At 67.1% G+C, this 15250-nt stretch carries 13 protein-coding genes; 3 read left to right on the forward strand and 10 right to left on the reverse strand.

The annotated features are described in order from the left end of the window. The first annotated feature begins 9 nt into the window (after positions 1-9). The gene (locus tag ACGLHS_RS28850) at positions 10-1371 is read left to right on the forward strand and encodes an MmgE/PrpD family protein (RefSeq protein ID WP_394485269.1); all 1362 of its coding nucleotides are present in this window, start codon (positions 10-12) and stop codon (positions 1369-1371) included. 6 nt (positions 1372-1377) lie between these two features. Here the strand turns inward: ACGLHS_RS28850 and ACGLHS_RS28855 are convergent, their stop codons facing one another. The 10 genes from ACGLHS_RS28855 to yaaA form a co-directional block, all read right to left on the reverse strand. Then, positions 1378-2085, reverse strand: coding sequence for an arylmalonate decarboxylase (locus ACGLHS_RS28855; RefSeq protein WP_394485270.1), 708 nt, complete (start codon positions 2083-2085; stop codon positions 1378-1380). 140 nt (positions 2086-2225) lie between these two features. Next, positions 2226-3236 (reverse strand): Bug family tripartite tricarboxylate transporter substrate binding protein, encoded by a 1011-nt coding sequence (locus tag ACGLHS_RS28860; protein WP_394485271.1) that lies wholly within the window; start codon positions 3234-3236, stop codon positions 2226-2228. 102 nt (positions 3237-3338) lie between these two features. Continuing rightward, complete coding sequence (locus tag ACGLHS_RS28865) at positions 3339-4493, reverse strand: mandelate racemase/muconate lactonizing enzyme family protein (RefSeq protein ID WP_093245799.1); 1155 nt, start codon at positions 4491-4493, stop codon at positions 3339-3341. Positions 4494-4623: 130 nt separating this feature from the next. Continuing rightward, positions 4624-5511: a LysR family transcriptional regulator gene (locus ACGLHS_RS28870; protein ID WP_394485272.1), complete on the reverse strand. Its 888-nt coding sequence runs from the start codon at positions 5509-5511 to the stop codon at positions 4624-4626. A gap of 13 nt (positions 5512-5524) precedes the next feature. Next, positions 5525-6415, reverse strand: a complete 891-nt coding sequence (locus tag ACGLHS_RS28875; RefSeq protein WP_093245804.1) for a LysR family transcriptional regulator — start codon at positions 6413-6415, stop codon at positions 5525-5527. A 91-nt stretch (positions 6416-6506) separates the two neighbouring features. Continuing rightward, positions 6507-7412, reverse strand: a complete 906-nt coding sequence (locus ACGLHS_RS28880) for an SDR family NAD(P)-dependent oxidoreductase (RefSeq protein ID WP_394485273.1) — start codon at positions 7410-7412, stop codon at positions 6507-6509. Positions 7413-7530: 118 nt separating this feature from the next. Next, positions 7531-8424: an NADPH-dependent 7-cyano-7-deazaguanine reductase QueF gene (gene queF / locus ACGLHS_RS28885; RefSeq protein WP_394485274.1), complete on the reverse strand. Its 894-nt coding sequence runs from the start codon at positions 8422-8424 to the stop codon at positions 7531-7533. After that, entirely contained in the window at positions 8421-9329 is a 909-nt protein-coding gene (locus ACGLHS_RS28890; RefSeq protein ID WP_394485275.1) for an alpha/beta fold hydrolase, read from the reverse strand. Before ACGLHS_RS28890 ends, queF begins: the two co-directional genes overlap by 4 nt. A 33-nt stretch (positions 9330-9362) precedes the next feature. Further along, complete coding sequence (locus ACGLHS_RS28895; RefSeq protein WP_093245816.1) at positions 9363-10205, reverse strand: 2OG-Fe(II) oxygenase; 843 nt, start codon at positions 10203-10205, stop codon at positions 9363-9365. A gap of 152 nt (positions 10206-10357) precedes the next feature. Further along, positions 10358-11143 (reverse strand): peroxide stress protein YaaA, encoded by a 786-nt coding sequence (gene yaaA / locus ACGLHS_RS28900; protein WP_394485277.1) that lies wholly within the window; start codon positions 11141-11143, stop codon positions 10358-10360. A 199-nt stretch (positions 11144-11342) separates the two neighbouring features. Between yaaA and ACGLHS_RS28905 the strand changes: the two genes are divergently transcribed. Then, positions 11343-14222, forward strand: a complete 2880-nt coding sequence (locus ACGLHS_RS28905) for a valine--tRNA ligase (protein ID WP_093245820.1) — start codon at positions 11343-11345, stop codon at positions 14220-14222. Positions 14223-14331: 109 nt separating this feature from the next. Beyond that, complete coding sequence (galU, locus tag ACGLHS_RS28910) at positions 14332-15225, forward strand: UTP--glucose-1-phosphate uridylyltransferase GalU (RefSeq protein WP_093245822.1); 894 nt, start codon at positions 14332-14334, stop codon at positions 15223-15225. Positions 15226-15250: the final 25 nt, after the last annotated feature.

The raw sequence follows: 15250 nt of genomic DNA on the forward strand, positions 1-15250 counted from the left end.
GCCGCACCGATGACCGATTCGAATCATCCAAGCAAGGTGCTCGCCACCTTCGCCGCCGAACTGCAGTTCGGCGACATCCCCGACCCCGTGCTGCGCCGCACCGAAGACCTGATGCTCGACTGGCTGGGCTCGGTGCTCGCGGCCCGCACGTCGCGCCCCGTACGCAGCATCGAGCGCTTCGCGCAGATGATGGGGCCCGCCGATGGGCCCAGCGAAATACTGACGTCGCGCCGCACCAGCTCGCCCGTGTTCGCGGCGCTGGTGAATGCCGCGGCCTCGCACTTCGTGGAGCAGGACGATGTGCACAACGGCTCGGTGTTTCACCCGGCCGCCGTGGTGATTGCGCCCGCACTCGCGGTGGCACAGAGCATCGGCGCGAGCGGCGCGCAATTGCTGACGGCGGTTGTTGCGGGCTATGAAGTCGGCATCCGCGTCGGCGAGTTCCTCGGCCGCTCGCACTACAAGACCTTCCACACCACCGCGACAGCGGGCACGCTCGCGGCAGCCGCCGCAGTGGGTCGCCTGCTCGACCTCACGCCGCAGCAGATGCTGCATGCCTTCGGCTCGGCCGGCACGCAATCGGCGGGTGTGTGGGAGTTTCTGCGCGACGCCGCCGATTCCAAGCAACTGCATTGCGCGCATGCCGCAGCCAGCGGGTTGATGTCGGCTTACCTTGCGCAAGACGGCTTCACGGGTGCCGCAAGAATCCTCGAAGGCGCGCAGGGCCTTGGCGTGGGCATGTCGAGCGATGCCGATCCTGCGAAGCTCACCGACCGACTCGGTACACGCTGGGCGTTGGCCGAAACATCCTTCAAGTACCACGCCTCTTGCCGCCACACGCATCCGGCAGCCGATGCGCTGCTGCAGGTGATGACGCAGAACAAGCTCAAGCCCAAAGACGTTTCGCACGTGACCACGCACGTGCACCAGGGCGCCATCGACGTGCTGGGCCGCGTGACCGTGCCGGCGACCGTGCACCAGGGCAAGTTCTCGATGGGCACGGTGCTGGGCCTGATCGCGGTGCACGGCCGCGCGGGCCTGGGCGAGTTCGACCGCGACTTTCTTGCCCCGGAGGTTGCGGCCTTCCGCGACAAGGTGACGATGCAGCTCGACACCGAAGTCGACACCGCCTACCCCGCACGCTGGATCGGCAAGGTCAGCGTGCACACCGCCGATGGCCGCACGCTGCAGGGCCGCGTGGACGAGCCCAAGGGCGATCCGGGCAACAGCCTGAGCCGGGCCGAGATCGAAGACAAGATGCAGCGCCTGACGCACTACGGCGAAGGCGCGACGGCGCAGGAAGCGAAGGCCTTGTGCCAGCGCATCTGGCAGTTGGCCGACGCGCCGAAGGTCGAGCGCCTGCTCGCCTAGGCGTCTTCAGGCGAAAAGGCGTCCCTGGCCGGGCGAGCGCGCATCGAGCCCGGCCGTGCGCACCAGGTCCCAGAAGCCCGCCGGCGAGCTGGAGACCACCGGTACCTGAAGCCGCGCCTCGACCTCGCGCACCGCATCGAGCGTGACCAGACCGCCGCACGAGATGAGGATTCCATCGGCACCCGGCTGGGCCTCGAAGACTTTCACGCAAAGATCGACCAGCACCTGCGTCGGCACCTCGCCGACTTTCTGCACATCGGAAATCGAGAGCCCTTCGAGCGCCAGCGGCTCGAAGTCGCTCTGCGCCAGATAGAGCCGCAGTTGCGTGTTCACTTCGTCGATATAGGCCGTGGCCACCGCCACGCGCCGGATGCCCAGGCTGCGCAGCCCGTTGACGATGGCGTTGCTCATGGTGGAACACGGCAGGCCGGTGGCACTGGCCATTTCCACTTCAAGCTGCCGGTTGAATGCGGCACCGCGAAAGAAGCTCAGCGAAGTGCCCATGAGCGACACGGCGCTCACCCCATCGGCCTTGAGTTCGAGGGCCTTGCCGATGACCGAGTCGATCACCTCCGTGTAGCCGCGCGTGGAGATTTCGCCGAGGCCGAGTCCGCGGGCGCTGAAGCGGATTCGGTCGCCGTAGAGCAGCGGACCGTCAATCGGCACCGCGCCGGCGGCGGGGGGAACGATCAGGCCTAGATGGGGTTGTTGCATTCAGTGGTTCCTCTGCTTGTTGCTTGTGTTCTTGTGTCGTTTGTTCGGGGCGCGTGCACAGGGCATCGGGTACTCCCCTCCGCGAATGTCCCCCGTCGGCGTGAGCGTCGCCCTGAACGACGCACCCCGCACACAAAAACCTAGTTCCCTTCAGCCACGATGTGCTGCTCCGCAATGATGCGTTTCCACCGCGCAGTCTCATCCGCCATGTCCTTGCCCAATTGAGCCGGCGTCGCATAAGCCCGCAATGTCCCTTGTGCGGCAGCAGCAGCCCCGGCTTCAGGCGTATCGAGCACCTTCTTCACCGCAGCGGAGAGCTTCTGCACGATCTCGTTCGGCGTACCGGCCGGCGCCAGCACGAAGATGCGCGGCGCCACGTCGAAGCCCGGCAATGCATCCGCCAGCGGCGCGACGCCCTCCGCGCCTTCGAGCTTCGCGGTGTTCATCAACGCCAGCGCGCGCAGCTTTCCCGCCTTGGCCTGCGCCATCGCGGCCGTGGCGCTGACCACGCCGATCGGCACCTGCCCGCCGATCACGTCGGGCACGATCTGCGCAGCGCCACGGTACGGCACATGCACGACGAAAGTGCCGGTGGACTGCTTGAGCATCTCGAAGCCCAGGTGCTGCACGGTGCCGACACCCGAGGTGGCAAACGAATAACGGGCCGGATGCGCCTTGAGCAGCGTCACCAACTCGGCCGGCGTCTTCGCCGGAAAGTCGTTGCCGGTGACGATCATCAGCGGCGAGATGAAGGCGCCCGCCACCGGCTTGAAGCTGGTCAGCGGATCGATGCCCATCTTCGGCTGCAGCAGCTTGGCAATGAGCAAAGCGCTGTCGCCCATCATCAGCGTGTAGCCATCGGGCGGCGCCTTCGCCACGAGGTCGGCCGCGATGAGCCCGGTGGCGCCGGTGCGGTTTTCGACCAGCACCTGCTGGCCCAGCACGGCCGACAGGCGCACGCCCAGCAGGCGCGCCACCGCGTCGACCCCGCCGCCGGCCGAGTAGCCCACCACGAGGCGGATGGGCTTGTCGGGGTACTTCTGCTGGGCCCATGCGACGGGCGCGGCCAGCGCGCCCATCAGGCCCAGGGCCACTACGGCCCGCAATGCATGCCGGCGCGCCGGCGGTCGATTCGCTTGTCTGGCTTTCATCATGTCTCCGTTGTTCTGGGGTCATCGCCGGCCGTCTGCGCGGCCTGGTCGTGTTCGGAAATTGTCTTGCTGCGTGCGTGTGTGCGTCGCTCGTGCCTCGGCTCAGGCCTTGCCCTTTCCGTGCGAGGTCGGCAGTTTCGCCAGCTCGCGCACGCGCTCGGCGTTGGGCGCAAAGCCGAGCCCCGGCGTCTCGGGCAGCGTGAGCCAGCCCTGGTCGGGCACTGGCAGGCCATCGAAGATCTGCTTGAGCATCTGCACCGCGACGTAGTGGTACTCGACCAGCCCACCGTTCGACACGCCCGCGTGCAGGTGCATGTTGTGGAAGGGCCAGGCGCCGCCGTTGTCGATGGGCACATTGAAGGCCTGCGCCATGCCGGCGATCTTCAGGCACTGCGAATAGCCGCCCGAGATGGTCACGTTGGGCTGCAGCACGTCGGCCGCCTGGTTCACCAGCAGGTCGCGGAAACGGAAGGCCAGGCCTTCGTTCTGGCCGCAGGCCAGCGGGATGCGGGTGCGCGCGCGCAGCTGGGCCATCTGCCGCACGTCGTTTTGCGTGAGCGGCTCCTCGAAGAAGCTGATGCCGTAGGGCTCGATGCGCTGCGCCAGTTCGGTCGCGTGAAACAGGTCGAGGCCGCAATTGGCATCGACGTACAGCTTCACGTCGGGGCCGACGGCTTCGCGCACGGCGGCGACGCGGCGCACGTCTTCGGCGATGACTTCGTCGAGCGGCCGCGGCTCATCGCGGCGCGCCAGCGCGTGGTTGCCGACGGTCATCTTCAGGCGCTGGAAGCCTTGCGACACCCACAGCTTGGCGGCGGCCGCAAGCTGGTCGCGCTCGAAGAAGCCGAAGCCGAAGGTGGCGTACACCGGCACCTTCGCACGCGCACCGCCCAGCAGGCGCCACAGCGGCTGGCCGAGCGCCTTGGCCTTGATGTCCCACAGCGCGATGTCGAGCGCGGCGATGGTGTGGCTGGCGTAGCCGGTCTGGCCGCGCGGCGAGAGCAGCCAGTAGAGCTTGTCCCACAGGCGCTCGGTGGCCATCGGGTCTTCGCCGATGAGCGCGGGGCCGGCCACTTCGCGCACGGCGGCGGCGATGATTTCTTCTTCGGTGATGGCGGTCATGCCGTGGCCGACGAGGCCGGTGTCGGTCTCGATCTCGGTCAGGCACAGGGACAGCGATGTCTGCTTGTTCAGGCCCACCACGTCGATGGTGACCGGGATGTTCAGCGGCGTGGCGCTGACGCGGATGATCTTCAAGAATGTCTCCTTTTCTGGGTGGCCGCCTGGTGATCTTGCGATCTGGCAGGGGTGATCTTTGCGCGGTGGGCGCCGGAGAACAATTCGTTTTTGGCGGGCGCGAGGCTTCGCGGTGCGCGAAGGCTCGGGCTCAGTCGGGCCGGCCGAGGTGCTCGAGCACCGAGCGCGCGGCCACGGTCAGGTCTTGTTGCCGGCGCACGCACAAGAGGTGCCGGCGCACCGCCCACGGCGCATCGAGTTTCAGGCAGCGCAGCCGCAATATCTGCAGCTGCGACAGCACGGCCGCATAGGGCAGCACGCCGATGCCGACGTTCTGCTCCACCATGCGGCACACCATGTCGAAGCTGCCGACCTGCATGCGCACCTTGAGCGGCACCTGCGCCTCCAGCGCCGCGCTCAGCAGCACGCGGTGCAGGGCCGTGCCTTCGCGCACCACGATATGGTCGTGCCGCAGCACCTCGTCGACGCCGATGCGCTTGCGGCGGGCCAGCGGATGGTCGCGCGCGACGATCACGGCCAGCTCGTCGGTGCGGTACGGCAGGCATTCGAGGTTCTCGGCGGGCGTGTTGCCCTCGATCACGCCGATGTCGGCCAGGCCGGCCTGCACGGCCTTCACTACCTCGGTGCTGGCGCGCTCCTGCAGGTCGATCTTGAGCACCGGATGCAGCCGCAGGAAGGAGCCGATCTGTGCCGGCAGGAACTGCGCGATGGTCGACGCATTGGCCGTGATGCTGACCACGCCCGCCACGCCGTTCTGGAAGTCGTCGAGCTCGGCGCCCAGGCGGTCCATGGCCGACAGCACGGCACGTGCATGCAAGAGCAGGCCGTGGCCCGCCGACGTGAGCGTGACGCCGCGCGCATGGCGCACCAGCAGCGGCAGCCGCGCGCGGGCTTCGAGGTCGGAGATGCGCTTGCTCGCGGCCGCCAGCGCGATGTGGCAGCGCTTGGCGCCCTCGCTGATGCTGCCGTGGTCGGCCACGGTCACGAAAAGGCGCAGCGATTTCAGGTCGGCTGACATGCGGCGCGCGCCTTCAGGGGGCAACGAGGTGGTCGAACAGTTCGCGCGCCGAAGCCGGCAGTTGCTCGCGGTCGCGCGCGATGAGCTTGAGTTCGCGTTCGGCCCATGCATCGCTCAATGGAACCGTGGCGATGCGCATCGCCATCGACAACCGCTGCGCCGACGACGCCGGCAGCACGCCAACGCCCACGCCGGCTTCGATCATCAGGCAGATGGCTTCGAAGCTGCTGACCTGGATGCGCGGGTTGAAGCCCCGGCCCGCCAGCTCCGCGCGGCGCTGCAGAAAGCGATGGATGGCGCTGCCGTGGTGCAGGCCGACGTGCTGCTCGTCGAGCGTGTCGGCAAAGGCCACCGAGGGCGCGCCCGCAAGGTGGTGCGTGGCCGGCACCACCAGCACGAGGTGGTTGCGCCCGAAGGCGCGCGCGTCGAACTCGCCGGTGTGCACATCGCCGGCCAGGATGCCGATGTCGGCCTCGCCGTCGGCCACCGCGCGCACGATTTCTTCGCTCAGGTATTCGCGCAGGTCCACCTGCACGGCCGGATGCTGCGTGAGAAAGCCTGCGAGCTTCTGCGGCAGGTACTCGGTGATGGAGGTGGTGTTGGCGAACACCCGCACGTGGCCCTTGATGCCCTTGCCGAAGTCCTGCATGTCGCAGCGCAGGTGCTCCATCTGCTGCATCACGCGCTTGGCGTGGTACAGCACGGCCTGCCCGGCGGCGGTGAGCGTCACGCCCTGCGCGCTGCGGTGCAGCAGCTTGCCGCCCACGGCCTCTTCCATCTGCTTGATGCGGGTGGAGGCGGCAGCCAGCGAGATGCAGGCTTTTTCGGCGCCGCGCGTGAGGCTGCGCGCGTCCGCCACGTAGACGAACAGTTTCAGGTCGAACAGGTCGAAATGCAGGTTCACCGGGCAGCCGCACGAAGGAGAAAAGGAACGCGCATTGTCCGGCGAATGATGCGGTGCGCGCCCCTGTGTGCGCCCTTGTGCGGGTTTGACCTCAGACCGGGTCCCAGCTGAACACGTCGGCCGAGCGGTCCAGCGGATAGAAGCTGGCGCGCATCGCGGGCATGGCGTGCTCGGCGATGCTCTGTGGCGTCCAGCCTTCGGAGCGGTGCACGGAGCGCACCGGGCGCGGCTGGCTGATGAGCGAGATTTCGTTGTTGCGCACCGAAAAAATCTGCCCGTTGACCGCGCTCGCCGCATCGCTCGCCAGGTACACGGCGAGCGGCGCCACCTTGGCCGGCGTCATCTGCTTGATCTTGTCGACGCGGGCGCGCTGCTCGTCGGTGTCGGTGGGAATGGCGCCGATCATGCGGCTCCAGGCAAAGGGCGCGATGCAGTTGGAGCGCACGTTGAACTTGAGCATGTCGAGCGCGATCGACTTCGACAGCGCCACGATGCCGAGCTTGGCCGCCGCGTAGTTGGCCTGGCCGAAGTTGCCGATGAGGCCCGAGGTCGAGGTCATGTGCACCATCGCGCCGGAGTTCTGTTCCTTGAAATGCGTGGCGGCCGCGCGGCTCACGTAGTAGGCGCCGTACAGGTGCACCTTGAGCACGGCGTCCCATTCGTCGACCGACATCTTGTGGAAGAAGCGGTCGCGCAGGATGCCGGCGTTGTTGACCACCGCATCGATGCGGCCGAAGCTTTCGACGGCGCATTCGACGATGCGCGCCGCGCTGGCGGCATCGGCCACGCTGTCGGTATTGGGCACGGCCTGGCCGCCGGCGGCGCGGATTTCATCGACCACCTGCTGCGCCGGGCCGGCGCTGCCGCCGGCGCCGTCGAGCGCGGCGCCGATGTCGTTGACCACCACCTTGGCGCCGTTGCGGGCCATGGCCAGTGCGATGTCGCGCCCGATGCCGCCACCCGCGCCGGTGACGACGACCACTTTTCCTTCAACCATTTTTGTCTCTGCTCCGGATGTTTGCCCGCGCGATTGACGGGCAAATCCAGAATGCCACAGGAGTGGCAGGAGCGGCTTTCGGGTTTCCGAAGAGGGTCTTCGGCGGCGCCCCGGCTGCTTACTGCCGCGCCGTGCGAATGTTCGCCGGCAGCGCCTGCGGCCAGCTCGTGCGGAACGGGTTGATGTCCAGCCCGCCGCGCCGCGTGTAGCGCGCATACACCGCGAGCTTGGTCGGCTGGCACTGGCGCCAGATGTCGGTGAACATCCGCTCGGCGCACGGCTCGTGGAATTCGTTGTGGTTGCGAAAGCTCACGATGTACGCGAGCAGCCCGGCCTGGTCGATAGGCGGGCCGCTGTAGCGGATCTGCACGCTGCCCCAGTCGGGCTGGCCGGTGACGAGGCAGTTGCTCTTGAGCAGGCGGCTGGTCAGGGTCTCGTTCACGTGCACCTGCGTGGCGTCGCTGCTCAGCAGCTCGGGCGCGGGCTGGTAGCGGGTGCACTCGATGTCGAGGCGGTCAAGGTCGAGGCCGTCGATTTCATGCACCGGCTCGCGGTCGAACAGTTCGGGCGTGAGCAGCTTCACGCCGATGCCGCCGGTCTGGTCGCTGCCGCGCCAGGCGGCTTCGGCGAGGTCGGTGCGCAGGTGCTCGCGCACGGCATCGACGCTTGCGAAGGTGCTGTTGTTGAAGCTGTTCAGGTAGAGCTTGAACGACTTGCTCTCGATGATGTTCGGCGTTTCGCACGGGATGGTGAAGTGCGCGATGGCCAGCTGCGGCTTGCCGCGCGGGTTGAGCCAGCTCACCTCGAAGGCGGTCCAGAGGTCGGCGCCGAAGAAGGGCAAGGCGCCGGCCTGGATGCCCATGGCTTCGCGCTGGGTGGCGCGGGCGATGGGGAACAGCAGAGACGGGTCGTACCTGTCGGCGTAGGCCGAGGCGCGGCCCAGCTGCGATTGCTCGGGGGTATCGTGAACGTTCGGAACGTTCGGGTCGTGGGGTTGGTTGTCGGTGCTCATGTCTTGTCCTTGGCGTCCGCCGCATGGGCGAACGGGGCGATGTGGTTGGCGAGGATGGTGCAGACCTCGGGCGGCAGGTCGTGGCCCATGCCGGGAACGGCGACGAACTGCGCGCCGGGAATGCGCCTGGCCGAGTCTTCTCCGCAGGCGATGGGCACGAGGGCATCGGCGTCGCCGTGCAGCACCAGGGTCGGGCTCTGGATGCGCGGCAGTACCTTCGGGCGCTCGTCGTCGGCGCCGATGGCGAGCATCTGCCGCAGCATGCCGGCCGGGTGGTAGGCGCGGCGCATGCTGAAGGTGAGGCGCTCGGCCAGTTCTTCGTCGGTCTGCGGATAGGCCGGGCTCTGGATGAGCCGCAGCAGCCTGATGCTGTGCGCCACAAGTTCGGCTTCGCTCTTGCCCAGGGGCCGGCGCATGAGCATGGCCGCGACTTCGCGGCGCGGGCCGGGCAGGCCGCGCGCGCCGCTCGAACTCATGATGCTCACGAGGCTCGCGGCGCGATGCGGCGCAGTGGCGGCCAGGCGCTGCGCGATCATGCCGCCCATCGAGGCACCGACGATGTGGGCCTTGGCGATGCCGAGCGCGTCGAGCACGCCGATCGAATCGCGCGTCATGTCCTGCAGGGTGTAGGCCGAGCGCACCTTGAGGCCGAGTCGGTGACGGATGGTTTCCCAGATGAAGTTGCCGGTGCCGGCATGGTCGAAGCCCTGGCTCAGGCCGATGTCGCGGTTGTCGTGGCGCACCACGCGAAAGCCGGCATCGACCAGTTGCTGCACGAAGGCGGTGGGCCAGGCGATCAGCTGCATGCCCAGGCCCATGATGAGCAGGATGACAGGGCGCCCGTCTCCGCTGCCGCCACCGGTATCGTCGACTTCGATCTGCAGGCCGTTGGCGGTGAGTTTCATCGGGTCCTTGTTGTTGTGCTGCTGCTTCTTTTCTTACTTGAATTCGCGCTCGCGCAGCCACTTGGTGGCGACCCACTTCTCGCCCGCCAGCACCGGCGCGCCGCCGTGCAGGGTGCGGGTGACGGGGTCGGGGCGGTCGTAGCTGAAGAACACGCCGGTGCCGCGCACGGGCGCGACTTCGAGGCCGACGTCGGGGAAGGTGGTGGCACCGCCCTGCTCCGGCTCCTGCAGGTACATCACGAGCGTGGCCACGCGCTGGCCACCACGCTTGAGGATGGTGGGCGTGCCGGGCTCGTGCGGGTCGAAGTAGTCGTAGTGCGGGCGGTACTGCGCGCCGGGGGCGTAGCGCAGGATCTGCAGGCCCTCGCCGTAGGCCAGCGGCCAGCGCAGCAGCATGGCGATGCGCTGCTCGACGCGGGCGACGATCTCGTTCTCGCCGCGCTCGAAGAACATGCCGTCGCTGGTGCGGTCGACGTTGAGCACCTCGCCACCGGTGCGCGTTTCGACGGTGAGCGAGCGTGCCAGGCGCACGCGCGCGGCGGCGATCAGCCCTTCGCATTCCTCGCTCGACAGCAGGTTGCCGAAGACGATCACGCGCGGATGCCGCAGGGTGTGCAGCACCTGCACGCGGCGGTCGCCGGCATCGAGGTAGAGCGGCGCGCCATCGAGGTCGGGGCCGGGCATCTCAGTGCGCGCGGGGGCCAGTGCCGCCTCGACATCGGGAAAGCCGGCCTCGAGCTGGGCCAGCGCCACGTCAGTGGCCGAATCGTGCCAGCCGGCCGCGCGCATCGACGCGCGCAGTGCGGGCACCGAATGACCGGCCGCCAACTGGGCAACCAGCCATTCGCGCAACTCCGGACTGATCGGTTGAGACATTCAATACACCTCCATATGGCGCCGGGCACCGCGACGCATGAAACCACCATGGCCCCTTCCAGAAACACCGCGGAACCGGCTTTGCCGGGCCGCTGGTGTTGCCCCCTGCAAGGGGGTTGGCGAAGCGACACGAAGTGCGCGGAGACTGGGGGTCATTCCAGTCTTCTCCTGAACACCAGCCTTTCGGCTGTCGACACGTTGGCGTCGAAACCATAACCTTCGAGGTCGAATTTTTCCAGTGCCTTGGGCGTGGCCGCCTTGTGCTGCACGGCCCAGCGCGCCAGCAGGCCGCGGGCGCGCTTGGCGAAGAAGCTCACGATCTTGTACTTATCGCCCTTCCACTCCTGGAACACGCATTCGACCACGCGGGCCTTGAGCACCTTCTGGTCGATCGACTTGAAGTATTCCTGCGAGGCGACATTGATGACGACCGGCGTGCGGTCAGCCGCGAGGCGCTCGTTGAGGTGCTCGGCGATGCGCGAGCCCCAGAAGGCGTACAGGTCCTTGCCGTGGCGGTTGGACAGCGCGGTGCCCATCTCGAGCCGGTAGGGCTGCAGGCGGTCGAGCGGACGCAGGATGCCGTACAGGCCGCTGAGGATGCAGACGTGGTCTTGCGCCCACGCGAGCTGCGATGCGGTGAGCGTGCGGGCATCGAGGCCGCCATAAACATCGCCGTCGAAGGCGAAGGCCGCCTGACGCGCGTTCTTTTCGGTGCTCTTGCTGGACCAGGCTTCGTAGCGCGCCACGTTGAGCGCCGAAAGCTTGTCCGACAGGTGCATCAGTTCGGAGATCTGCTGGGGCGACTTTTCTCGCAGCAGCTTGATCAGTTCGGCCGAGGGGCCGCGCGGGGCTTCGAAGTGGGGTTGGGTGGCGGGGATTTCGGAGGGAACCGGGGTGTCGTAGTCGAGTGACTTTGCAGGGGAAAGCAGGAAGAGCATCCCGGAATTATGGGATAGGCTCACCCCCAGGCTTCGCGCACTTCGTGTCGCTACTCCCTCCCCCTTGCAGGGGGCAACGCCAGCGGCCCGGCAAAGCCGGTTCCGCAGCGTTCCGCGGACCGAAAGCCGCGCCGGTAAAATCCCCGGCAATCCCACCTCTGTCACCGACGGCACCCGAGGGTGCCGTTTTGCATTCCCCATGAGCGAACCCACTACCCCTCCCGCACAACCTGGTCTCGACAGCCTGTCGAAATCGTTCGAACCCGCCGCCATCGAGGCGCACTGGGGCCCGGAATGGGAGAAGCGCGGCTATGCCAAGGCGGGCTTCCGCGGCACGCAGCAGCCCAAGGAAGGCGCCGATTCGTTCGCGATCCAGCTGCCGCCCCCCAACGTGACGGGCACGCTGCACATGGGCCATGCGTTCAACCAGACGATCATGGACAGCCTTACGCGCTACCACCGCATGAAGGGCGACAACACGCTGTGGCTGCCGGGCACCGACCATGCCGGCATCGCGACGCAGATCGTGGTGGAGCGCCAGCTGCAGGAGCAGAAGATCAGCCGCCACGACCTGGGCCGCAAGAACTTCGTGGAACGCGTCTGGGAGTGGAAAGAGAAGTCGGGCAACACCATCACCCGCCAGATGCGCCGCATGGGCGACACGGTGGACTGGAGCCGCGAGTACTTCACGATGGACGACGACCTCTCCAAGGTCGTGATGCACACCTTCGTGAAGCTCTATGAAGAAGGCCTGATCTACCGCGGCAAGCGCCTGGGCAACTGGGACCCGGTGCTCAAGACCTCGGTGAGCGACCTCGAGGTCGAGAGCGAGGAAGAAGACGGCTCGCTCTGGCACATCGCCTACCCGCTGGAAGACGGCAGCGGCACGCTGACCGTGGCCACCACCCGGCCCGAGACCATGCTCGGCGACACGGCCGTGATGGTCCACCCCGAGGACGACCGCTACAAGCACCTGATCGGCCAGCGCGTGAAGCTGCCGCTGGTCGACCGGCTGATCCCGATCATCGCGGACGAGTACGTCGACAAGGCCTTCGGCACCGGCGTGGTCAAGGTCACGCCCGCGCACGACTACAACGACTACGCGGTCGGCCAGCGCCACAAGCTCGAGGTGATCGGCATCCTGACGCTCGACGCGACCATCAACGACAACGCGCCCGAGAAGTACCGCGGCATGGACCGCTTCGTGGCACGCAAGGCCATCGTGGCCGACCTCGATGCGCTGGGCCTGCTGGTTGAGGTGAAGAAGCACAGGCTGATGGTGCCGCGCTGCGCTCGCTCGGGCGCCATCGTCGAGCCGATGCTGACCGACCAGTGGTACGTGGCCATGACGCGCCCCGGCGCCGATGGACAGTCGATCGCGCAGAAGGCCATCGACGTGGTGAAGTCGGGCGAAGTGCGTTTCGTGCCCGAGAACTGGGTCAACACCTACAACCACTGGATGGAGAACATCCAGGACTGGACCATCTCGCGCCAGCTCTGGTGGGGCCACCAGATCCCGGCCTGGTACGACGAAGAAGGCAATGTGTACGTGGCCGAGGACGAGGCCGCGGCGCAGGCCAAGGCACCGGGCAAGAAGCTCACGCGCGACGAGGACGTGCTCGACACCTGGTATTCGGCATCGCTCTTCCCCTTCTCCACGCTGGGCTGGCCCGAAAAGACGAAGGACCTCGAGCTGTACCTGCCCTCGCAGGTGCTCGTGACGGGCTACGACATCATCTTCTTCTGGGTCGCCCGGATGATCATGATGACCAAGCACTTCACCGGCAAGGTGCCGTTCAAGGACATCTACATGCACGGCCTGGTGCGCGATGCGCAGGGCAAGAAGATGAGCAAGTCCGAAGGCAACGTGCTGGACCCGGTCGACCTGATCGACGGCATCCAGCTGCCCGAACTGCTCGAGAAGCGCGTGCAGGGCCTGCGCAAGCCCGAGACCGCGCCGACGGTGCGCAAGAACACGCAGAAGGAATTCCCGGACGGCATTCCGGCCTTCGGCGCCGACGCGCTGCGTTTCACCTTCGCTTCGCTGGCCTCGCTGGGCCGCGGCATCAACTTCGATTCGAAGCGCTGCGAGGGCTATCGCAACTTCTGCAACAAGCTGTGGAACGCCACGCGCTTCGTGCTGATGAACTGCGAAGGCCAGGACTGCGGCCTGCTGGAGCACACGAAGGAAGAATGCAAGGTCGGCGGCCCGGCCCATGGCTACCTGAAGTTCAGCCGTGCCGACTACTGGATCGTGTCGCAGCTGCAGCGCGTCGAGGCCGACGTGGCCAAGGGCTTCGAGGAGTACCGCCTCGACAACGTGGCCAACGCGATCTACCAGTTCGCCTGGGACGAGTTCTGCGACTGGTACCTGGAAATCGCCAAGGTGCAGATCCAGACCGGCGACGATGCGCAAAAGCGCGCCACGCGCCGCACGCTGATCCGCGTGCTCGAGACGCTGCTGCGCCTGGCGCATCCGGTGATTCCGTTCATCACGGAAGAGCTGTGGCAGAAGGTGTCGAAGGTCGCGGGCCGCGAAGGCGAGTCGATCATGATCGCGGCTTATCCGAAGAGCCAACCCGAGAAGATCGACGAGGCGGCCGAGGCGCATGTGGCGCGGCTGAAGGCGCTGGTCGATGCATGCCGCACGCTGCGTGGCGAGATGAACGTGTCGCCCGCCGTGCGCCTGCCGCTCTATGCGGTGGCCGACGATGCGGAAGGCGCGGCCTTCCTGCGCGAATCGGCGCCTGTGCTGCAGGCACTGGCCAAGCTGAAGGAAGTGAAGGTCTTCGACGACGAGGCCTCGTGGCAGGCCGCGGCCGAAGCGGCACCTGTGGCGGTGGTGGGCGCGGCGCGCCTGTGCCTGCACATGGAAATCGACAAGGTGGCCGAGCGCGCCCGCATCGGCAAGGAAATCGCGCGCATCGAGGGCGAGATCGCCAAGGTGCACGGCAAGCTCGGCAACGAGGCCTTCGTGGCCAAGGCACCGCCCGCAGTGATCGAGCAGGAGCGCAAGCGCCTGGCCGATTTCACCGCCACGCTGGAGCGCCTGCGCGACCAGCTTGTGCGCCTCGGCTGACAGACGCGGCGAATATGGGGCGTTTAGGATGCTGGTTCGGCACTTGCTTGCCGCTCCAGCTTTCTGATTCAACCTCCCCAACTTTCAACGAACCGACGCTGAACCGCCCATGTCCACCACACCCTCGACACGTATCCGCAAGGCTGTATTTCCTGTTGCAGGCTTTGGCACCCGCTTCTTGCCCGCCACCAAGGCACAGCCCAAGGAAATGCTGCCGGTGGTCGACAAGCCGCTGATCCAGTACGCCGTCGAAGAGGCGTACGCCGCCGGCATCCGCGACATGATCTTCGTGACCGGCCGCAACAAGCGCGCCATCGAAGACCACTACGACACCGCCTACGAACTCGAAAGCCAGCTCGAAGCCAGCGGCAAGAGCGCATTGCTCAACATCGCGCGCTCGGTGATGCCCGACGACATGACCTGCTCCTACGTGCGCCAGCCGCGCATGCTGGGCCTGGGCCACGCGGTGCTGTGCGCCGAGCACCTGGTGGGCAACGAGCCCTTCGCCGTGCTGCTGGCGGACGACCTGATGGTCGGCCCCGATGGCGGCGAGCCGGTGCTGGCGCAAATGACGGCTGCTTTCGCGCGCCTTGGCGCGTCGCTGCTGGCCGTGCAGGAAGTGCCGCAGGCGCACGTCAAGCGCTACGGCATCGTGGCCGGCGAGACGGTCGAAGACGGCCTGGTGAAGGTCAACCGCATGGTCGAGAAGCCCAAGCCCGAAGAAGCGCCATCGCGCCTGGGCGTGGCGGGCCGCTACATCCTCACACCGGGCGTGTTCGACGAGATCCGCAACCAGCCCAAGGGCGCGGGCGGCGAGATCCAGCTGACCGATGGCATCGCGGCGCTGATGAAGAAGGAATCGGTCTACGCCTATGCCTACAAGGGCATCCGCTACGACTGCGGCAGCAAGGAAGGCTTTCTGCAGGCCACCGTGGAACTGGCGCTGGCCCACCCTGAAGTGGGCAGCGAGTTCCGCGAATACCTCAAGAGCCTGAAGCTGTAACGGCCTCGGTCTTGGTCTTTCTCCT

It is taken from the genome of Variovorax sp. VaC1, assembly GCF_043658315.1.
Taxonomy (GTDB): Bacteria; Pseudomonadota; Gammaproteobacteria; order Burkholderiales; family Burkholderiaceae_C; genus Variovorax.